The following is a 20,219-nucleotide window of genomic DNA, read 5'->3' on the forward strand; positions in this document are numbered from 1 at the left end:
GCCGTCGAGGTCAGCGGCGGCTCGACCAGCGCGACTGCCACCGCTCAGGGCGTGTGGGCGAGGGCGGCGGCGGTGTCGAGGGTGAGGGTGCCGTCGGCTACCACCACCCGGTAGTGGTTGCGGCGGCTGGTGCCGGCCGGGATGGTCGCGGTCCGCGCGAAGGCGAAGGCGACGCACACCCCGGGATACATGGTGGTCCGGACGAACCACCTGTCACCCGGACCGAGACCGCTGAAGACCAGTGTGTACGCGCCGCCCTCCGGTGACCGGCCGGTCATCGCCAGCCACGGATCGGCACATCCGTTGACCGTCTCCTCGCCGACGCGGGTGGCGGTGAACACCTCGGGTGGTTCGCCGGCCACCGCCCGCCAGAAGAACCCGCCGTAGCCGGCCCCACCGGGCCGACCGTTGGTGGCCGGGCTGCCCAGCACGACGTCCCGGTCGGCGGGGGCGGTGAGCACGCTGTCGACATCGAGCCGCCAGGCACCGGCTCGCCCGGACGCCGGACTCCATGCGCTGTCCGGACCAGGTACATCGACGTGCTCCGGTACCGCTGTCGCGGCCAGAGTGCGCCGCTCGGTGAGCAGGACCGCGCCGGTCGGGTCGCACCAGTGCAGCAGGTGGTCGAGCCGGTCGGTCGAGCGGTGGTTCCATCCGGTGTGGACGATCCGGCCGTGGTCGGCACGCCAGGTGTAGCCGAGGTCGCGGACGTAGGTGCGCCCACCCCAGAGGTTGGTGCCGTTGACGTCCTGCACCGCCAGGGAGGCTCCGAGGTGCCAGACGTGGTCGGCGGGGAGGGCGTCGGTGACCCGGGTGCCGGCCAGGGTACGCACCGGGTGCAGGTAGGGCCGCGGGCCGTGGGTGGCGTCCAGGTCGGGGGCGAGCACGTACCGGGCCACCGGCGTACCGTCGACAAGCAACTCCTGATCGTCGGCGGTCATGACAGCTCCGCCCGGGTGAGCGGGCGGCGGCGGGCGACGGCGTGCACGGCGGCCAACGCGTACCCGGCGAGGATCGGCACCGCGACCGGGGTGACAAGCACCCCGAGCAGCACGGCGACGAGGCTGGTGCCGGCCAGCGCGGCGCAGGTCGCGGGGTGGTCGAGGCAGGTGCGGGCGGCCCGGGGAACCGCCGCGGCCCACCCGGTGCCGCCGGTGCGGCCGACCTCGACCACGATCGCGGCGGCGTACCCGAGCAGGGCCGCCGCCACCACGACGGTGGCGACCAACCCCACGCCGCCGCCCGGCACCCGGCCGGTGGCCAGTGCCGTCAGGTTTGTGGCGAGCAGCCCGACAGCGGCCAGCCCGAGCAGGGTGGCCGGCACGCCGGGCAGCAGTCCCCGACCGAACCGGGAGATGATCTGCCGGGCGGTGGGCCAGCTGCCGGTGGCCAGCCAGTCGTGCACCGCGGCGCTGGCGGTGCCGATCGCCGCGCCGGCGGTCAGCACCGGGGCCGAGGCGAGCACCGTCAGGATGCCCAGCAGCGCCAGATCGGCCCCGTCGCGTACGGTGTCCCGCCAGTCGCGGCGCGGCGGCTGCTCAGCCCTTGATTCCACTTGTGTTGATCCCCTCGACGAGCATCCGTTGGAAGGCGACGAAGAACACGAAGACCGGCAGCAGGGACAGCACCGCCATGGCGAACATCGGGCCGATGGCGCTCTGGCTCGTCGAGTCGATGAACAGGGTCAACGCCACCGGCACGGTGTAGTCGCTCAGCTCGGACAGGAAGACCAGTTGCCGGAAGAACTCGTTCCAGGTCCAGATGAACGAGAAGATCGCCGTGGTGACCAGGGCGGGTCGGCTCAGCGGCAGGATGACGTGCCGGAAGATGCCGAAGGCCCCGGCCCCGTCGATCCGGGCGGCCTCGTCCAGCTCGCGCGGGATGCCCCGCATGAACTGCACCATCAGGAAGACGAAGAACGCCTCCGTGGCCAGGAACTGCGGGATCAGCAGCGGCAGGTACGGCCAGTCCCCGCCGACCAGGCCGAGGGTGCGGAACAGGATGTACTGCGGCACGATCAGCACGTGCGCCGGCAGCAGCAGGGTGCCGATCATGATGGCGAACCACAGCCGCCGCAGCCGGAACCTCAACCGGGCGAAGGCGTACGCGGCCAGCAGGCAGCTCACCGCGTTGCCGACGACGGTCAGCAGGCTGACCATCGCGCTGTTGAGGAAGAACCGGCCGAAGCTGACGTCGAAGTTGCTCCACCCGTCGGTGTAGTTGCCCGGGGTGAAGCGCTCGGGCAGCAGACCGATGTTGCTGACGATCTCCTGCTGCGACTTGACCGAGGTGCCGATCATCCAGATCAGCGGGTACAGCACGACCGCCACGATGGCCAGCAGGATGATCAGCCGCAGCCAGGATCGGCTGCGTGAGCGCTGCGGGCGGGCCGCCACGGGCGGGGCCAGGGTGTTCGCCACCATCAGCGGTCCTCCCCGTCGGAGTAGTGCACCCAGAACCGGCCGGTGCTGAAGAAGACGGCGGTGATGAGCGCGATGGCGATCAGGAAGACCCAGGCCATCGCGGAGGCGTAGCCCATCTCCAGGTCGGTGAACCCGGCGATGTACAGGTTCAGGGTGTACATCAGGGTCGAGTCGATCGGTCCGCCGGTGCCGTTGCTGAGCACGAACGCGGCGGTGAAGCCCTGGAAGCCGTTGATGGTCTCCAGCACCAGGTTGAAGAAGATCACCGGGGAGAGCATCGGCAGGGTGACACTGACGAACTGCCGGAACCTACCGGCCCCGTCCACCGAGGCGGCCTCGTACAGCTCGGTCGGCACTTGCTTGAGCCCGGCCAGGAAGATCACCATCGGGGCGCCGAACTGCCAGATGGCCAGCACCATCAGGGTTTCCAGGGCCCAGTCCGGGTCGTTGACCCAGGGCTTGCCCTCGATGCCGAACAGGGCGAGGAAGGAGTTGAACGCGCCATCGCGGTTGAACATGTTCACCCAGACGATGGCCAGCGCCACGCTGCCGCCGAGCAGCGACGGCAGGTAGAACAGACCACGGAACAACCCGACCCCGCGCCAGGCACGGTTGAGCAGCAGGGCCACCCCGAGCGCCGCGGCCAGCTTCAGCGGTACGGCGATCAGCGCGAAGCGCAGCGTGACCCGCACCGAGTGCCACCACGACGGGTCGGCGGTGAACATCCGTTCGTAGTTGGCCAGCCCGACCCATTCCACCTCGGACCACGGGGTGAGGATGTCGTAGTTGGTGAAGCTGAGGTACAGCGACAACAGCATGGGTAGCGCCGTGATGCCCATCAGACCGATGAGCCAGGGCGACAGGAAGACGTAGCCGGCCAGACCTTCCCCGTGCCGGATCCGTCCGGTCCCGCGCCGGGTGGCGGGGGGTCGGACGGATCCGGTGCCGCGGCGAGTCGGGTCGGGCGCCGTGGTCAGAGCCACGAACTGCTCCTCTCCGGGTGACGCGGTGCGGTCAGGAGGCGATTGCCGCTTTGCAGGCCGCGACGAACTGGGCGGCGGCCTCGGCGGGGGTGACCCGGCCGTACTGGGCGTTCTCGGCGGCCTTGGTCAGCTCGGCGCGTACCTTGCTGTGGCCCTTGATCGGCACCTGCGGGGCCTCGCCGAAGGTCTCGGCCAGCTTGGTCTCCACCTCGATGGACTGCTTCATCGCCGGGTCGGTGGTGTCGTCGCTGACCACCCGACGCAGGTCCAGGTTGGACGGCAGACCCCGGTCGGTGCCGAGCAGCTTGACCGCTTCCGGGTCGTTGACCAGGAAGTTGATCACGTCGACCGCGATGTCGGCGTTCTTGCTGCCTCGGAAGACCGACCAGTACATCGAGGCGCGGGCCCACTGGGCGCTCGGGTCACCGGGGTAGGCGATGACCCCCAGCTCGTCGGCGGTGTTCTTCTTCAGCTCCGGCATCTGGTTGACCCAGACCCAGGAGGTGGCCGACTTGCCGGTGACCACGAGCTGCTTGGTGATGTCGGTGGCGTTGCCCTCGTGGATGACGTCCGGGGTCGGGGTGGCGCCGGCGTCCCGGGCCCCCTTCCACAGCTCGAACCACCTGGTCACGTCCTCGGCGGTGAAGCCCAGGTCGCTGCCGGAGTAAAGGTCCTTGCCCTGCTGGCGCAGCCACACCCAGAAGGCCTTGTAGTCGGCGCTGGGGTCCTGGGTGCCGGGCACTCCGGTCTTCTTGCTGACCTGCTCGGCCCAGGCGATGTGCTCCTCCCAGCTCATCCCGGTGGTCGGCTCGGGCAGCCCGTTCTTGTCCAGCAGGGTCTTGTTGTAGACCAGGCCCTGGGTGTTCTCCCCGGCGGCCAGACCGGCGAGCTTGCCGTCGACCTCGCCGTACTGGAGCAGGCTGGGCGGGAACTTGCTGGTGTCCAGGTCGCCTGCGTCCTGGTACTTCTTCAGGTCCAGGGTGGCGTTGCGGGCCGCGTACTCGGTCAGGTAGTTGTCGTCGATCTGGAAGATGTCCGGCGGGTTGCCGCCGGCGGTGAGGGTGGCCAGCTTGTCGAAGTAGCCCTGGTTGGCCTGCCAGGTGGTCTCGAAGACGACGTCCGGGTTCTTCTTGGTGTAGAGGTCCAGCGCCTGCACGGTCAGCTCGTTGCGGGCGTCACCGCCCCACCAGAAGATGGAGACCTTGGTCTTGCCGTCGGAGGCGTCGTCGCCGCCGCAGGCCGCGGCAGCCCCGACCAGGGGCAGGGCCACGACCGCGGCGAGCAGGCCGCGCAGCAGTCGGCGACGCAGCAGGGGGGTACGGTAAGTGCGCCCGTCGGGCGCGCTGGTGGGGTGCGTTGCGGGGTGCATGTGCGCTCACTCCTTGGCGTTAGGAGGCGACGACGTCACCGGCGGCCACTCTCGGGCCGCCCGGGTCCGCACGGCGATGCGGGCCCGGGCCTTCGGCAGTGGCACCGGGACGATCCCGGCCGGCATACGGGCCCGGTCCGGTGGAGTCGCGGATGACCAACTCGGTCTGGAGCATTACCTGTGCGGTGGTGCGACGGACGCCGACTGTGGTCCCGGCACCGCCGGCCCGCCCGGTGCGCGGAAGGTCGGTGTCGTGTTGCAGCAACATGTCGACGGCCGTCCGGCCGGCGGCCGCGGTCGGGGTGGCCACCGTCGTCAGCTTGGGGCGGGTGAGGCGGCTCAGTGAGATGTCGTCGACCCCGACGACACTCACCTCCTGCGGCACCGCCACCCCCAGTGCGTCGAGCCCCTCCAGGAGGCCGATCGCCATCAGGTCGTTGTAGGCGAGCACGGCGCTGGCCCCGGCCCGGCGGACCTGCTCCGCCTGGGCCAGTCCACCGTGCTCGGTGGGTGGGTTGGGGCCGAGCACGGTCAGTTCCGCGCCGGCCGTCCGGGCCGCCGCGCCGGCCGCACGGCGGATCTCCCGGCTGGTCCACGAACCGCGCGGCCCACCGAGCAGGGCGATCTCCCGGTGGCCGAGGCCGGCCAGGTGTTCGATGGCCGACCGGGCGCCCTGACCGACGTCCATCAGCACGCACGGCAGCCCGGCCAACTGGCGGTTGACCACCACCAGCGGGACCTCCCGGCTGAGCTGCTCGATCAGGCTGTTGCTCATCCGTGGGCTGCACAGCAGCACCCCGTCGACCTGCTTGGCCAGGGCGTGGACCAGCTCTTCCTCGGCGGCGGCGTCCTCATTGGTGTCGGCCACGAAGACGTGGTAGTCGCGGTGCCGGGCCTGGCTCTCCGCCGCCTTGATCAGGGGCGGGAAGAACGGGTTCGCGATGTCCGCGATGATCAGCCCGATGTTGTGCGTACGGCCGGTGATCAGGGCACGGGCGGCCCGGTTGGGGCGGTAGCCCAGGTCCTCGGCGCAGGCGAGCACCCGTACCCGCGTCTCCGGGTTGACCAGGTGGGGTGCGGAGAAGGTGCGGGAGACGGTGGAGATGTGCACCCCGGAGGCCCGCGCGACGTCCCGGATCGTGACAGGCACTGCGGCCCCCTTCGTGTGTCGGCGGTCACGGGTGCCGCCAATTAATGCAAACGGTTGCGCCAGTGTCAACGGTCGATGGTTACAGCTAGGTTTCGCAGCCGCACTCGCCATGCCCTCCAATACTCATGAATTACCACAAAGGCCGCTGATTGCTGACGCACCGTTGACGCCGAGGGATCGAGCATGATTACTTCGCTGCAAAGGTTTGCAGAGAGATCGAGGAGGATCGGTTCGTGTCTCCGCAATCCGGCAGACGGGCCCGGTACGCCGTGGTCGGCACCGGCGCCCGCGCCGAGATGTTCGTCCGCGCGTTGGTCCACGACCACGCCGACACCGCCGAACTGGTCGCCTTCGCCGACGTCAACCAGGCCCGGATGGACGCCCACAACCGCTGGCTGACCGAGCTCGGCCATCCGCGGGTGCCCACGTACCACGCCGGGGACTTCACCGCGATGCTGGCCAAGGAGCGGGTCGAGGTCGTCCTGGTCACCTCGGTGGACGTCACCCACGACGAGTACGTGGTCGCCGCCGTCGAGGCCGGTTGCGACGTGGTCACCGAGAAGCCGATGACCACCGACGCGCCGCGCTGCCAACGCATCCTCGACGCGGTACGCCGCACCGGCCGGCGGGTCACCGTCGCCTTCAACTACCGCTACAACCCGCTGCACGAGCAGATGCGCCGGCTGCTCGCCGAGGGCGCGGTCGGCGAGATCGGCTCGGTGCACTTCGAGTGGCTGCTCGACGTACGCCACGGCGCCGACTACTTCCGCCGCTGGCACCGCGACAAGGCCAGCTCCGGCGGGCTGATGGTGCACAAGGCCAGCCACCACTTCGACCTGGTCAACTGGTGGCTGAACGCCACACCCGTGCAGGTGTACGCGGCCGGACGGCTGTTCTTCTACGGCGAGAACGGCCGCCGGCACGGCTACGCCCGCGACTACGACCGGGCACACGCCAGCCCCGCCGCCGACGACGACCCGTTCGCGCTGCGCCTGGCCGAGCACCCCCGGCTCCGCGAGCTGTACCTCGACGCCGAGGCATCCGACGGCTACCACCGGGACCGCAACGTCTTCGCCCCCGGGGTGAGCATCGAGGACGACATGGCGGTGCTGGCCACCTACTCCACCGGCGCGACAATGACCTACCACCTCACCGCGTACGCCCCCTGGGAGGGCTACCGGGTGATGGTCAACGGCAGTCGGGGCCGCCTCGAACTGGAGGTCACCGAGAGCGACTACGTCAGCCCGGCCGCGGCCGGCGCGCTCAAGGGTGCCGCGCTGCACGGCGACCAGGCCGCCGCCGAGGGTGGCTCGGCCACGCTGACCCTGCGTCCCTTCTGGTCCCCACCGCAACGCATCGAGGTCGACGGGTACACCCGCCACGGGCACGGTGGCGCGGACGCCCGGATGACCCAGGTCCTCTTCGGCGGCGCGGCCGACCCGCTGCACCGGGCGGCCAGCGCCTCCGACGGCGCACTGGCCCTGCTCACCGGGTTGGCCGCCAACCGGTCCTTCGACACCGGCGCCCCGGTACGCGTCGCCGACCTGCTCACCCTCGACTGACCTCTACCCCAGGAGTCGCACCCCGTGCCCACCTCGACCCGACCAGACCTGCTCCTCCCCGCCGACCCGGGCCAACGCGCACTGGCCCGGGAGCTGTACGCGCTGGTGGCAAGGTTGCCCATCATCTCCCCCCACGGGCACGTCGACCCGGCGCTGCTGGCCGAGGACCAGCCGTTCGGTGACCCGGCGCAGCTGCTCATCGTGCCCGACCACTACCTGACCCGGATGCTGCTCAGCCAGGGCGTACCCCCGTCCGAGCTGGGTGTGCCCAGCCGCGACGGCACCCCGGTGGAGACCGACGGACGACGGATCTGGCGTCGCTTCGCCGAACACTGGCACCTGTTCCGGGGCACCCCGTCACGGCTGTGGCTGGAACAGACCTTCACCGAGGTCTTCGGCGTCGACACCCGACTGTCCCCGGCCACCGCCGACGAGGTGTACGACGCCCTCGCCGCCAAGCTCGCCGAGCCGGACTTCCGCCCCCGGGCGCTGTTCGAACGGTTCAACATCGAGGTGCTGGCCACCACCGAGTCGCCCCTGGACGACCTGGGTCGGCACGCGAAGCTGGCCGCCGACGGGTGGGGCGGTCCGGGCGGGCGGGTGGTCACCACCTTCCGCCCGGACAACGTGGTCGACCTGGAGTTCGAGGACTGGTCGGCAAACGTCGACCGGCTCGGCGAGATCACCGGTGAGGACACCGGCACGTACGCCGGTTATCTGGCCGCGCTGCGGGCCCGCCGGGCGGCGTTCATCGACGCCGGGGCCACCTCCTCCGATCACGGTCACCGCACCGCCCGTACCCTCGACCTCGGCGCGGACGCGGCGACGCTGTTCGACCGGGCCCGCCGGGGCCGGGCCGAGCCGGGCGACGCCGAGGCGTTCGCCGCGCACATGCTGCTGGAGTTCGCCCGGATGTCGCTCGACGACGGCCTGGTGATGCAGTTGCACCCGGGCGCGGTCCGCAACCACAACCGCTGGCTGTACGCCCGGCACGGCCGCGACGTCGGCGGCGACATCCCGCAGGTCACCGAGTATGTGCACGCGCTAGCCCCGCTGCTGGACGCCTACGGCAACGACCCCCGGCTGCGGGTGGTGCTCTACACCCTCGACGAGGACACCTTCACCCGGGAACTCGCGCCGCTGGCCGGCGGGTACGCCGCTCTGCTGCTCGGCGCGCCCTGGTGGTTCCTGGACTCCCCCGAGGTGCTGCGCCGGTTCCGGGAGACCGTCACCGAGACGGCGGGCTTCTACAACACCGCCGGGTTCGTCGACGACACCCGCGCCTTCTGCTCCATTCCGGTACGCCACGACGTGGCCCGCCGCATCGACGCGGGCTTCCTGGCCCGGCTGGTCGCCGAGCACCGGCTGCCCATGGACGAGGCCGCCGAAACCATCGTCGACCTGGCGTACCGGCTGCCGAAGCAGGTCTACAAATTCGGGGAGGGGCAACAATGACCACAATCACCGATGTCACCGTGCATGATGTGCGGTTTCCCACCGCCGCCAGCGGCGACGGCTCGGATGCCATCAACCGGGGTGACTACTCGGCCACCTATGTCGAGCTGAGCACCGACGACGGGCCGACCGGCGCCGGGTTCACCTTCACCAACGGTCGTGGCAACGAGATCACCTGCGCGGCGGTCGATGCCCTGGCCCACCATGTGCGGGGGCGGACGGTGCAGGAGATCACCGCCGAGCCGGTGGCCTTCTGGCGTTCCCTCGTCGCCGATGTGCAGTTGCGCTGGCTGGGCCCGGAGAAGGGGGTCATCCACATGGCCACCGGGGCGCTCGTCAACGCGGTGTGGGACCTGCGCGCCAAGCTCGCCGGCAAGCCGATGTGGCGCTACCTGGCCGAGATGCCCACCGACGAACTGGTGGCCAACGTGGACTTCAGCCACATCACCGACGCGCTGACCCCGGACGAGGCCGCCGCCATCCTGGACAAGGGCCGTGACGGGCTCGCCGATCGGCTGGCCGTGCTGGAGCGCGCGGGCTTCCCGTCGTACACCACCTCGGTCGGCTGGCTCGGCTACCCCGACGACAAGGTGCGAGCCCTGACTCGGGAGGCGTACGCGGCCGGCTGGCGGGCGATGAAGATGAAGGTGGGTGGCCCGCCCGCCGACGACCTGCGGCGGGCCCGGATCATCCGGTCGGAGATCGGCCCGGACGCGCTGCTGATGATGGACGCCAACCAGGTGTGGGACGTCGACGAGGCGATCACCAACATGACCGCGCTGGCCGAGGTCGACCCGTACTGGATCGAGGAGCCGACGCACGCCGACGACATCCTCGGCCACGCCCGCATCGCCCGGGCGATGACCGAGTTGACCGGCGGGCGGTGCCGGGTGGCCACCGGCGAGGTGGCCGCCAACAAGGTGATCTTCAAGCAGTTGTTGCAGGCCGAGGCGATCGGTGTGATGCAGATCGACGCCTGTCGGGTCGCCGGGGTCAACGAGGTGCTGGCCGAGATCCTGCTGGCCGCCAAGTTCGGGGTGCCGATCTGCCCGCACGCGGGCGGCGTCGGCCTCTGCGAGTACGTCCAGCACCTGGCGATCTTCGACTACCTGCGGGTCGGTACCAGCCTGGACGGTCGGATGGTCGAGTACGTCGACCACCTGCACGAACACTTCGTCGACCCGGTACGCACCCGCGACGGGCGGTACCTGCTGCCGACCGCCCCCGGCTACAGCGCCACCATGCACCCGTCCTCGATCGCCACCTTCCGCTTCCCGGACGGCCCGACGTGGCGGTGACCGTGGGCGCGTCCCGACTCGACCTGGGGGCGCTGCGCCGGCTGCCGGCCGACGCGCGTCCGCTGGTCCAACCCGGCACCGTGCCGGCCGGGGTACTGCACCTGGGGCTCGGCGCGTTCCACCGGGCCCATCAGGCGGTCTACACCGAACAGGCGGTGGCGTCGGCCGGTGGTGACTGGGGCATCGTCGGGGTGGCGCCGCGCAACGCCGACCTGGTGCGGGTGCTGACCGCGCAGGACAACCTGTTCAGCGTCAGCACGCTGTCCGCCGCCGACCGGCACACCCGGGTGATCGGGGCGCTGGCCGGGGTGCGGCTGGCCGCCGCCGACCCGCAGGCGGTGGTGGCGCTGCTGGCCGACCCGGCGATCCGGGTGGTCACGCTGACGGTGACCGAGAAGGCGTACCAGCTCGATCCGGCCGGTGGGACGCTGCGCCCGGACCCGGCGCTGGTGGCCGACCTGACCGGCGACCGGCCGCCGGTGACCGTGCCCGGAATGCTGGTGCGCGGGCTGCTGGCCCGGGCCGCCGCCGACGCCGGGCCGATCGCCCTGGTCAGCTGCGACAATCTGCCCGCCAACGGCCGCCGGCTACGCGGCCTGGTCCAGCATGCCCTGGCGTACGCGCAGGCCCCGCAACCGGCTGTCGACTGGGTCGGCGCGCAGGTCGGGTTCCCGGGCACGATGGTGGACCGGATCGTGCCGGCCAGCACGGCGGAGACCCTCGCGGCGGCCCGGCGGGCGCTCGGGGTGGAGGATCTGGCGGCGGTGGCGGCCGAGCCGTACACCCAGTGGGTCATCGAGGACGACTTCCCCGGCGGACGGCCGGGGTGGGAGCGGGCCGGCGCGGTGCTCTGCGCCGACGCCGGGCCGTGGGAGCGGTTGAAGCTGCGTACGCTCAACGGGGTGCACTCGGCCGCCGCGTACCTCGGCGCGTTGGCCGGCTGCGAGACGATCGCCGACGCGCTCGCGCTGCCGCACCTGGCGACGGTGCTGCGCCGGCTGATCGCCGAGGACGTGGCCGCCAGCTTCACTCCGCCGCAGGGTGTCGACGTGGTCGACTACGGCGAGCAGGTGCTGGCCCGGTTCGGCAACCCGGCGATCCGGCACCGCACCCTTCAGGTGGCGATGGACGGCTCGCAGAAGCTGCCGCAGCGGATCCTGCACACCATCGCCGACCTGCGCGCCGGGGGCCGGTCGGCGCGCTGGGCGGCGCTGGTGCTCGCCGCCTGGATCCGGTTCGCCCAGGGCACCGCCGACGACGGTCGTACGCTGCCGCTGGACGACCCGCTCGCGGATCGCATCCGGGCCGCCCTGGCCGACGCGCCGCAGACCCCGGCCGGGGCGGTCGACGCGGTGCTCGCCCTCGACGAGGTCGTCCCGCCCGAGGTGGCCGCCGACGCGCAGGTACGCGCCGACGTGACCGCCTGGCTCACCGACCTCACCCGCCACGGCGTCCGCCCCACCCTCACCGCCGCATGAGGGAAAGGAAGGGCACCTTGTTAACGCCTGGTGTAGAGGAAGGGCCCCCTGTTAACGCGCCACGGGTCGCGCTGATCGGTGCGAACGGGCACGGTCGCTGGCACCGGCGGGTGATCGGCCCGCTGCACGACGCGGGGCGGCTGCGGCTGGTCGCCCTGGTCGACCCGAGGCCGATCGAGGAGGAACCGGCCGCGCCGGTGCCGGCGGGTACCCGGATCTTCACCGACCATCGGGCGATGCTGGCCGAGGTGGCTCCGGAGGTGGTGGTGATCTGCACCCCGCCGCACACCCATCTGCCGATCGCCCGGGACGCGGTGACCGCCGGTGCCGACCTGCTGCTGGAGAAGCCGCCGGTGCTCACCAGCGGGGAACACGAGGAGTTGGCCGGTGCCCTGGCGACCACCGGTCGGGTGGCGCAGGTCGGGTTCCAGGCGCTCGGCTCGGCGGCGTTGACCGCGCTGACCGACGCGGCGACGACCGGCCGGCTCGGTACGGTCACCGGCATCGCGACGGTCGCGGCCTGGCAACGGCCGGACGCGTACTACGCCCGCGCCCCGTGGGCCGGACGGCGGCTGCTCGACGGCCGGCCGGTGCTCGACGGCGCGCTGGCCAACCCGCTCGCGCACGCGGTCATGCAGTGCCTGGCCGTGGCCGAGGCGGTCACCGGGCAGCCGGTGGAGCCGGCCACCGTCGAGGTGGAGCGGTACCGGGTACGGCCGATCGAGGTCGACGACACGGCGGTGCTGCGGCTGCGACAGGTGGTCGGTCCGCCGATCGTCGCCGCGGTCACCCTCGCCGGGGAGGACTTCATCGCCGGCGAGGTGATCGTCACCGGCACCGGTGGCCGGGCGGTGCTGGAGTACCCGACCGACCGGCTGTGGTTGCCCGGCGAGGCGGGTCCGCAGGTGGTGCCCGGCCGGCAGGGACTGCTGGAGAACCTGCTCGCGCATCGGGCCGACCGCCGGGTGCCGCTGATCGCGCCGCTGGCCCGGACCGCCGCCTTCACCGCGGTGTTGACCGCGGTGCAGGCGGCACCCGAGCCGACGCTGCTCGGCGGGGACCTGGTCGAGGCGGTCGGCGAGGGCACCCAGCGGGTGCTGCGCATCCGCGGCGTCAACGCGGTGTTGCGTCGCGCCGCCGAGCGTGGCGAACTGCCGTCGGAATCGGGCGTGGCGTGGGCGGTCGCGCCGTGGCGGGTCACCACACCGGAATAGGAGGTAACGGCAACCGGACTGCAAATCGACGATCCGAGACGGATCGACGCGCTGCGCTGACCAGCCACTTCCCGACCAGGGCAGGTCGGGTCAATTCCGGCCGATCACATTTAATGCAACAAAACTGCATAACAATAATATTGACCACCATAAAACTCCATCCGTAGCCTTCGTTACATACGAGAAACACAACGAAGGAACGGACCCACCCCATGCGCAGAATCGCCGCCGGCGCGGCACTGATCACACTCACCCTGACCGTCGCACCCGCTTCCGCCGCCGCCCACGTACCGGCCGGCGTCGCCGCAGTGTCCTCGTCGACCCTGTCCTCTTCGGCCCTGTCTCCGCTGGCTCGCCAGCTCGGTCGGCAGACCCTGCCGGCCGGTGACGGCTGGGCGTCCGCCGGGCCGGGCACCACCGGCGGCTCGACCGCGACCGCCGACCAGGTGCACGTGGTCACCACCCGGGCCGAGCTGGTCGCCGCGCTCGGTGGCGACAACGCCACGAACGCCACAAACAGCACCCCAAAGATCGTGTACGTCAAGGGCACCATCGACGGGTTCGAGGGCCCCGACGGCACGCTGCTGGACTGCACGGATCTGGCCGATCCCGGTTACTCACTACAGGCGTACCTGGCCGCGTACGACCCGGCGGTCTGGGGTCGGGTGGCGCCGAGCGGGCCGGTCGAGGAAGCCCGGGTGCGGTCGGTGACCAACCAGACCCGGCACACGCAGATCAACGTCGGCGCGAACACCACAGTCATCGGGCTTCGCGGGGCGCGGCTGACCGGCCTCACCCTGATGATCGACCGGGTCTCGAACGTGATCGTCCGCAACATCACCTTCGACGACGCCCGGGACTGCTTCCCCGCCTGGTCCCCCACCGACGGCGAGGCCGGCAACTGGAACTCCCAGTACGACCAGGTCTCGGTGCGCCGCAGCGAGAACGTCTGGATCGAACACAACACCTTCACCGACGGCGACAACCCGGACAGCGCCCAACCGGTCCACTTCGGTCGCCCGTACCAGGTGCACGACGGCGCGCTGGACATCACGCACACCGCCAGCCTGGTCACCGCCGCCTGGAACCGGTTCGACGGGCGGGACAAGCTGATGCTGATCGGCTCGTCCAACACCGTCGGCCCGGACGTCGGCCGGCTCAACGTCACCCTGCACCACAACCTGTTCGACGGGTCGCTGCAACGGCTGCCCCGGGTGCGCTTCGGGCAGGTCGACCTCTACAACAACGCCTACCGGCTCGCCGGCGACGACTTCGAGTACGCCATCGGCGTGGGCGTGCAGTCCGCGGTGTACGCGGAGAACAACCACTTCACCCTCGGCACCGGCATCACCGCCGCAGACCTGCTCTACGACTGGGGCGGCACCGCCATCACCACCCGGGGCAACTGGGTCACGCCGGCAGGCGGGCTGCCGCGTCCGGTCGACCTGGTGGCCGCGTACAACGCCGTCCACGACCCCGATCTGAGCCCCGACGCCGGCTGGACGCCCACGCTGCGGCACGGGCCGGTGCTGCCGGCACCGCTGGTGCCGCTGGTCGTCGGTCCGCTCGCCGGTGCCGACCGCCTGCCGCTGTAGCGGCACACCGCTGTTAAAAGGGGGCCCCTCCTATACCGGAGGCGTTAACAAGGGGCCCTTCCTTTCACCACCACCACCAACAGCAAGGAAGGTGAGGCAAGGATGAGACGCACAGTCGCGCTACGAGTCCTGGCGGCGCTGGCCACCACGGCCACCGGAGCCGCCGTCTGCGTGGCCGTCATGACGCCACAGGCGTCGGCGGCCGTCGGCAGCGCCACCGGCTTCGCGACCCGCAACGGCGGCACCACCGGCGGTGCCGGCGGGCAGACCGTACGCGCCACCACCGGCACCCAGATTCACGCGGCCCTGTGCAACCGGGCCAGCAGCAGCACCCCGATCACCATCCAGGTCGAGGGGACCATCAACCACGGCAACACCACGAAGGTGTCGGGGTCGAGCTGCAACACCGCCGCCGACGTGATCGAGCTCAAGCAGATCAGCAACGTCACGATCCTCGGTGTGGGCAACGGCGCCACCTTCGACCAGATCGGCATCCACATCCGCGAGGCCAGCAACATCATCATCCAGAACGTGACCGTCCGAAACGTCAAGAAGTCGGGCTCCCCCACCTCCAACGGCGGCGACGCCATCGGCATGGAGGCCAACGTCCGCAACGTCTGGGTCGACCACGTCACCCTGGAGGCCTCGGGCGGCGAGTCGCAGGGCTTCGACGGGCTGTTCGACATGAAGAACAACACGCAGTACGTGACGCTGTCCTACAGCATCCTGCGCAACTCCGGTCGCGGTGGCCTGATCGGCTCCAGCGAGAGCGACCTGTCGAACGGTTTCGTCACCTTCCACCACAACCTGTACGAGAACATCGACTCCCGCGCTCCCCTGCTGCGCGGCGGTGTCGCGCACATCTTCAACAGCCACTTCTCCCGGATCAACGAGTCCGGCATCAACTCCCGGGCCGGCGCCCAGGCCAAGGTGGAGAACAACTACTTCCAGAACGCCAAGGACGTGCTGGGCACCTTCTACACCGACCAGGCCGGCTACTGGCAGGTCAGCGGCAACATCTTCGACAACGTGACCTGGTCCAGCCGTAGCGGCGACACCAACCCGGCCGGTCCCAACCCGACCTCCAACACCAGCGTCAGCATCCCGTACTCGTACCGCCTCGACCCGGCCAACTGCGTGCCGGACATCGTCCGCCAGACGGCCGGCGCCAACAAGGGCATCCGTACGTCGAACGGCAGCTGCACGCCGACGAACCCGACAAGCAACCCGACCACGCCCACCCCCGGCCCGACCACCCCGACGCCGGGCCCGACCAGCCCGACCCCGACGCCGAGCCAGCCCAGCGGCACCAACCTGAGCATCGGGGCCGGTTCCGACGGCTCCAGCAAGGCCAGCGGCACCAGCTACGGCGACGTCCGCGATGGCAACATGAGCACCGCCTGGTCGCCGTCCGGCTCGACCGGCCAGATCTCCATCAAGTGGGATACCGCCACCCGGGTCTCCCGGGTCAACATCCGCGAGGCCTCCGGCGCCGTCGGCAACGTCCGGTCGTGGCGGCTGCTCAACCACGACACCGGCGCGGTCCTGGCCACCGGCAGCACGGCCGGCGTGATCACCTTCCCGGCCACCTCGCTGCGGAAGATCACCTTCGACATCACCAGCTCCTCCGGCACCCCCCGGATCGCCGAATTCGAGACGTACGCCGGTTGACCTGATCAGCCGCCACGGGTGATCTGATCGGATGGGGGTTCGGGTTTCGTCCGGGCCCCCATCACCTCGTCGGACGGCCGGGCTCGCTCCGACTCCAGGCTCTCCTGCGAGAGGACAGCCGCGGCGAGTCAGGCCAGCCGATGGCAGGATCTGCCCAGTTACGCCTACCCAAGACAGATCACGATCGAGGCGTCCCGCGTCAGGCCTTGAAGATGGTGTCCAGATGCCACTCGAGGAAATCGGCGTTGGGCCGATCGATCGGCCGCTGCGGAAGCGCGATGACCGTGCCGGCCTTTGCGTAGAATTGGTCGCCGTTTCCGAATTCACTGCGCAACCGAGGACTGACCATCAACCGGTACTTCGGATCCACGCCCAGGTATCCCCGATCGAAGAGGATGTGGACGTCCGACTTGAGCAGCAAGCCGTTGTCGATCCGGTGTTCCCCGCCTCGCGGCAGCGGCCTTATATGGGCCGCCTGCAGCACCGGCTGGACCTTGTTGCCAGTAATGGCGCAACGCCGACCGTAGGCACCCAGCACCACAGCCTTGAACGACTGCTGGCCGAGGCGTTGCGGTGCGAGCCGGGGGTCACCGTACACCGGTCCGGGCCGATGCCAGGGCGCGCTGAGGTCCAATTCGACGGGCACGCCCAGTATGCGGTGCAGCAGGAGACCGAAGTACTCGGCCACGGAGGGATCGGCGAGGTCGTACGTCTTGCCCTGTACCACATTGGATGCGAAACCCGGCGGTGGCCCAACAGTCGATTCATCAGGAAAGAAGACGCTGTCGCGGACGAAGATGCAGCCGATGACCGGATCCTCGTCGAGCCCGATCGGCTGCTTGCGGTAGCGCCCGACACTACGGCGCATCTCGTCCAAGCTCGCTACGCCGTTGGCCTCGCCGAACAACTCCCACGCCTCCGAGATCCTCAGTTGAGTGAAACCACTGAAGAACCCTCCTCCGACTATCCGATTGAGCGGGTAGTGCGCCTTGAAGAAAAAGGGCTCACCCGGCGTAAGAGCACGAAAGTTGCCACCAGAGGGCCGCCAGAAGTTAACCTCTGTCAGGCCGGGACGCGCCGCTAGGAACCGGTACCACTTCTCGTCCGTCACGCCGACAAAGGTCTTCACATCGGCCATCCTGCACCGAACATGATCTATCCGCTACCCCCTTGCCCTGCTGCCACCGAATGACTCGCAGCACTTCGGGTGGGGTGGCCAGTCCACCGCCCCGCGCCACCATTTCACGAAGAACCCTGTTCACGGCGCGACCCCGCCCACCCCCGCCGCACATGCGCAACCTTCGCACCCTGCCCGGTGGCACTCCATGTCGCGGCAGCGATGAGATCGGTCGTGCGCCGAGCGCGGGTCGGGTGGTGGAGATCCGATATAAGAGACGGATGGAGTTGCCGCCGTATCTGGCCACCATGCCGATGCACGCCATCACCGAGATGCACGGCGAGCCGGGCCTGCGGGAGAGGTTCCGGCTGGAGTGTGCGGCGTTCGATGCCGACGCCCGGCGTCGGTTCGGTGAGGCGTTGGAGTTGGCTGCCCGGCTGCACCGCGACGACCGGCGGTCCCGGGAGCCGTACGTCAACCATCTGCTGCGGGTGGCGATCCGGTTGATGCACCACTACCAGGTACGCGAGCCGGACGTGATCGTCGCCGGTCTGCTGCACGACGCGGTGGAGGACCATCCGGCGGAACTGGCCGGTGAGGCGTACACCGGGGGTGATCCGACCAGTGCGGCGTTGGCGGTGCTCGCCGACCGGTTCGGTGCGCGGGTGGCGCGGCTGGTCGCGGCGGTCACCAATCCGCCGTGGGATCCGGAGCGGGACCGCAACGAGCAGTACCGCGAGCATCTCGTGCACAGTCTCGACGGTGAGCCGTGGGCCCGGGTCATCAAGGTCTCCGACTTCACCGACAACGGTGTCGGCGTCATCCACTCGGTCGGGCCGAAGGTGGAGGCGTTGGCGCGCAAGTACCGCCCACTCGTGCCGGTCTTCCGCGATCTGGTCACCCGCGCCGACACTCCCCTGTCCGCGCCGGTACGCCGGCACATCCTCGACCAGCTCGACCTGGCCGAGGAGCGGTTCAGCGCCATCCTCGACCAGCCCGCGCAGCACGCCTGAACACTGCGTCACTGAGGCACCGGCTGGGTCAGCGTTGCGCGGGTGGGCGGCTGTGGCGTGGGTAGAGCCGGTCGACCAGCAGCGCGGCCTGGGCCACCGAGCCGCCGCTGACGCCGAGGCCACCGCGGGCCGCGTCGTAGAACTGGTCGCGTGCCTCGTTGGCACGGTGCAGCAGGTCGGGCAGCCCGTCGGTGGCGGAGCCGTCGCGGGCCAGGCGTTCGACCTCCCAGACCGCGTCGCGCCACGCCCGGGCGGCGGTCACCGTCGGGGCGTCGCCGAGCAGCAGGACGTTCTCCCAGGCGATGGTGTGCCGGAAGTTGGCCTCGGTCAGCAGGGCGAGTTCCTGCTCGCGGTCGAGGTAGCCGCCGATCAGCCGGCTGGCGATGGTGTGCACCTCCTTGAGCGCGCGGGCGAATTCGGCGTACGCGTCGAGTCGCCGCTCGTCCCATCGCACGCCCTGGCGGCGACGCCAGCGGGCGCGGTCGGCGAGCGACGTGGCCACGATCGTGCCGATGGTGCCGACCAGCACACCGATCAGGGCGGGCAGCTGCGCGACGAGGTTCCCCATGGCGCACAGCCTGCCAACCGGCGGCAAACGACACGGCGGGGACCCGATCGGGTCCCCGCCGTGGTCGCGTACCGGTCAGGAGGTGAACTTGTCCAGCGCCAGCTCGATGGCACCGTCGTCCGGCGAGGCGTACGCCTTCATCGTCGACTTGTTGTAGGAGATGAAGCTCGGGCAGCGGATCGCCGGAGCGTTGATCCGGCCGCCGTCACCGATCTTCTCGCCGGTCTTGGCGTTGTGGAAGGTCAGGGTGTAGCGCGCGGAGACATAGTCGACAGTGATCTTCTTGTCGTCGCTGTCCTTGTAGTCACACTTGCGCGGCTCGCCCTCGCTGCCCTCTTCGAAGGTGAGGCAGCCGACTACCGAGACCTTGGACCAGTCGGCGACCTTGGCGTAGTACGGCTTGTTGTAGCCGACCGACTTGCTCAGCCAGGATTCCGGGCGGTCCGGGGAGTTGGCGAAGGTGTAGACCTTGGCGCTCTTCGCGCTGGTGTACGGCGCGGCGTTGAGGACGGGGTTGCCGTCACACACCGCCGACAGGTCGCTGGAACTGCGGGCGGTGATCGCGTTGTTGTTGTCCGGCTGCTCCTCGTCCACGGGCGGCGGTGCCGCCGAGGGGGATTCGGAGGTCTGCGGAGCGGCGGCCGACGGGCTGCTCGAGCCGCTGGCCACCGGCGTGGGGTTGTCCTCGTCGTCCGCGGAGAGCATGAAGTAGCCGATGGTTCCGCCGCAGGCGACGAGCACGGCCATCACCGCGGCACCGATGCCCAGCCCCAGCCAGAGACCGTTCTTCGACTTCTGCGGCGGTGGGGCGCCGTACGGCGGCGGGGGCGGTGGGACCGGCGTGCCGTACGGCGACGGGTAGCCGGACTGACCGGCCGGGGAGCCGTGCGGCATCGGCTGACCGACAGGGGAGCCGGGCGGCATCGGTCCGACCGGGGATCCGGGCGGGGTGCCCCAGCCCCCGGCGTTGGGATCCGGCTGCCCCCCGTACGGCGGGTAACTGTCACTCATGTGTGGCCCTTGTCAAGTCGAGAGGTTCGCTGGCACATGATCAGGGTCAGGGTAGTTACCGGCGCAAACTCGCGCACGGTCACGCTGCGCCGATTCCGTAACGTGAGCAGGCCGGCGGCCATATTCACCACCGTTGGTGTCGACTCCCGTGCAGGCTGCGACGACATGATCCGGCGGTGCGGACTAATGGGGCAGACCGCCGGAACGAGGTGTGGCATTTGCCATAGGGCAACCAGCCGCGCATTCGCACCGATCGGCGCGTCGTCCCGTGTGGCCGGAGCCACCAGCGGGTACCTGACCCTCACCTGCACG

Annotated in this window: 17 protein-coding genes; 8 read left to right on the forward strand and 9 right to left on the reverse strand. The window is 70.3% G+C overall.

What is annotated here, in order from left to right; genetic code table 11:
• Positions 1-44: 44 nt before the first annotated feature.
• From VAB18032_RS19170 to VAB18032_RS19195, 6 genes are read right to left on the reverse strand one after another with little or no spacing between them, the layout of a single operon-like run.
• Positions 45-941, reverse strand: coding sequence for a DUF6807 domain-containing protein (locus VAB18032_RS19170; RefSeq protein WP_013734548.1), 897 nt, complete (start codon positions 939-941; stop codon positions 45-47).
• Positions 938-1,555 carry a hypothetical protein gene (locus tag VAB18032_RS19175; protein WP_013734549.1) on the reverse strand — a complete coding sequence of 206 codons (618 nt, stop codon included), beginning with the start codon at positions 1,553-1,555 and terminating at the stop codon, positions 938-940. Before VAB18032_RS19175 ends, VAB18032_RS19170 begins: the two co-directional genes overlap by 4 nt.
• The gene (locus VAB18032_RS19180; protein ID WP_013734550.1) at positions 1,539-2,423 is read right to left on the reverse strand and encodes a carbohydrate ABC transporter permease; all 885 of its coding nucleotides are present in this window, start codon (positions 2,421-2,423) and stop codon (positions 1,539-1,541) included. Before VAB18032_RS19180 ends, VAB18032_RS19175 begins: the two co-directional genes overlap by 17 nt.
• Positions 2,423-3,406, reverse strand: a complete 984-nt coding sequence (locus VAB18032_RS19185) for a carbohydrate ABC transporter permease (protein WP_013734551.1) — start codon at positions 3,404-3,406, stop codon at positions 2,423-2,425. Before VAB18032_RS19185 ends, VAB18032_RS19180 begins: the two co-directional genes overlap by 1 nt.
• Before the next feature lie 31 nt (positions 3,407-3,437).
• Positions 3,438-4,775 carry an ABC transporter substrate-binding protein gene (locus VAB18032_RS19190; protein WP_013734552.1) on the reverse strand — a complete coding sequence of 446 codons (1,338 nt, stop codon included), beginning with the start codon at positions 4,773-4,775 and terminating at the stop codon, positions 3,438-3,440.
• 19 nt (positions 4,776-4,794) lie between these two features.
• On the reverse strand, positions 4,795-5,925 hold the full coding sequence (locus VAB18032_RS19195; protein WP_013734553.1) for a LacI family DNA-binding transcriptional regulator: 1,131 nt from the start codon (positions 5,923-5,925) through the stop codon (positions 4,795-4,797).
• A gap of 233 nt (positions 5,926-6,158) precedes the next feature.
• Between VAB18032_RS19195 and VAB18032_RS19200 the strand changes: the two genes are divergently transcribed.
• The 7 genes from VAB18032_RS19200 (at position 6,159) to VAB18032_RS19230 (ending at position 16,198) form a co-directional block, all read left to right on the forward strand.
• Positions 6,159-7,487, forward strand: coding sequence for a Gfo/Idh/MocA family protein (locus tag VAB18032_RS19200; RefSeq protein ID WP_013734554.1), 1,329 nt, complete (start codon positions 6,159-6,161; stop codon positions 7,485-7,487).
• A gap of 24 nt (positions 7,488-7,511) precedes the next feature.
• The gene (gene uxaC, locus VAB18032_RS19205) at positions 7,512-8,942 is read left to right on the forward strand and encodes a glucuronate isomerase (protein ID WP_013734555.1); all 1,431 of its coding nucleotides are present in this window, start codon (positions 7,512-7,514) and stop codon (positions 8,940-8,942) included.
• Positions 8,939-10,240 (forward strand): enolase C-terminal domain-like protein, encoded by a 1,302-nt coding sequence (locus VAB18032_RS19210; protein WP_013734556.1) that lies wholly within the window; start codon positions 8,939-8,941, stop codon positions 10,238-10,240. The genes uxaC and VAB18032_RS19210 overlap by 4 nt, the downstream gene beginning before the upstream one ends.
• On the forward strand, positions 10,231-11,718 hold the full coding sequence (locus VAB18032_RS19215) for a mannitol dehydrogenase family protein (RefSeq protein WP_013734557.1): 1,488 nt from the start codon (positions 10,231-10,233) through the stop codon (positions 11,716-11,718). The genes VAB18032_RS19210 and VAB18032_RS19215 overlap by 10 nt, the downstream gene beginning before the upstream one ends.
• Positions 11,715-12,932, forward strand: coding sequence for a Gfo/Idh/MocA family protein (locus VAB18032_RS19220; RefSeq protein ID WP_081476158.1), 1,218 nt, complete (start codon positions 11,715-11,717; stop codon positions 12,930-12,932). The genes VAB18032_RS19215 and VAB18032_RS19220 overlap by 4 nt, the downstream gene beginning before the upstream one ends.
• A gap of 212 nt (positions 12,933-13,144) precedes the next feature.
• A complete protein-coding gene (locus VAB18032_RS19225) occupies positions 13,145-14,527 on the forward strand; it encodes a pectate lyase family protein (protein WP_013734559.1) in 1,383 nt (460 codons plus the stop codon).
• 102 nt (positions 14,528-14,629) lie between these two features.
• Entirely contained in the window at positions 14,630-16,198 is a 1,569-nt protein-coding gene (locus VAB18032_RS19230) for a pectate lyase family protein (protein ID WP_013734560.1), read from the forward strand.
• A 199-nt stretch (positions 16,199-16,397) separates the two neighbouring features.
• On the opposite strand, the gene VAB18032_RS19235 is transcribed toward VAB18032_RS19230, so the two are convergent.
• Complete coding sequence (locus VAB18032_RS19235; RefSeq protein ID WP_050814632.1) at positions 16,398-17,336, reverse strand: HNH endonuclease; 939 nt, start codon at positions 17,334-17,336, stop codon at positions 16,398-16,400.
• Between the two features lie 260 nt (positions 17,337-17,596).
• On the opposite strand from VAB18032_RS19235, the gene VAB18032_RS19240 reads away from it, so the two are divergent.
• Positions 17,597-18,328, forward strand: coding sequence for an HD domain-containing protein (locus VAB18032_RS19240; RefSeq protein WP_013734562.1), 732 nt, complete (start codon positions 17,597-17,599; stop codon positions 18,326-18,328).
• A 28-nt stretch (positions 18,329-18,356) separates the two neighbouring features.
• Here VAB18032_RS19240 and VAB18032_RS19245 read toward each other — a convergent pair whose 3' ends face one another.
• Both VAB18032_RS19245 and VAB18032_RS19250 read right to left on the reverse strand, forming a co-directional pair.
• On the reverse strand, positions 18,357-18,896 hold the full coding sequence (locus VAB18032_RS19245) for a hypothetical protein (RefSeq protein ID WP_013734563.1): 540 nt from the start codon (positions 18,894-18,896) through the stop codon (positions 18,357-18,359).
• Between the two features lie 75 nt (positions 18,897-18,971).
• The gene (locus tag VAB18032_RS19250) at positions 18,972-19,907 is read right to left on the reverse strand and encodes a hypothetical protein (protein WP_013734564.1); all 936 of its coding nucleotides are present in this window, start codon (positions 19,905-19,907) and stop codon (positions 18,972-18,974) included.
• Positions 19,908-20,219 lie beyond the last annotated feature (312 nt).

The sequence above is a fragment of the Micromonospora maris AB-18-032 genome, from assembly GCF_000204155.1.
GTDB lineage: Bacteria > Actinomycetota > Actinomycetes > Mycobacteriales > Micromonosporaceae > Micromonospora > Micromonospora gifhornensis.

Bases quoted from the DNA above. Each gene is read 5' to 3' on its own strand.
- VAB18032_RS19170 (WP_013734548.1), bottom strand. From the start codon at position 941: ATGACCGCCGACGATCAGGAGTTGCTTGTCGACGGTACGCCGGTGGCC.
- VAB18032_RS19180 (WP_013734550.1), bottom strand. From the start codon at position 2,423: ATGGTGGCGAACACCCTGGCCCCGCCCGTGGCGGCCCGCCCGCAGCGC.
- VAB18032_RS19190 (WP_013734552.1), bottom strand. From the start codon at position 4,775: ATGCACCCCGCAACGCACCCCACCAGCGCGCCCGACGGGCGCACTTAC.
- VAB18032_RS19210 (WP_013734556.1), top strand. From the start codon at position 8,939: ATGACCACAATCACCGATGTCACCGTGCATGATGTGCGGTTTCCCACC.
- VAB18032_RS19220 (WP_081476158.1), top strand. From the start codon at position 11,715: ATGAGGGAAAGGAAGGGCACCTTGTTAACGCCTGGTGTAGAGGAAGGG.
- VAB18032_RS19225 (WP_013734559.1), top strand. From the start codon at position 13,145: ATGCGCAGAATCGCCGCCGGCGCGGCACTGATCACACTCACCCTGACC.
- VAB18032_RS19230 (WP_013734560.1), top strand. From the start codon at position 14,630: ATGAGACGCACAGTCGCGCTACGAGTCCTGGCGGCGCTGGCCACCACG.
- VAB18032_RS19235 (WP_050814632.1), bottom strand. From the start codon at position 17,336: ATGGCCGATGTGAAGACCTTTGTCGGCGTGACGGACGAGAAGTGGTAC.
- VAB18032_RS19240 (WP_013734562.1), top strand. From the start codon at position 17,597: ATGGAGTTGCCGCCGTATCTGGCCACCATGCCGATGCACGCCATCACC.
- VAB18032_RS19245 (WP_013734563.1), bottom strand. From the start codon at position 18,896: ATGGGGAACCTCGTCGCGCAGCTGCCCGCCCTGATCGGTGTGCTGGTC.
- VAB18032_RS19250 (WP_013734564.1), bottom strand. From the start codon at position 19,907: ATGAGTGACAGTTACCCGCCGTACGGGGGGCAGCCGGATCCCAACGCC.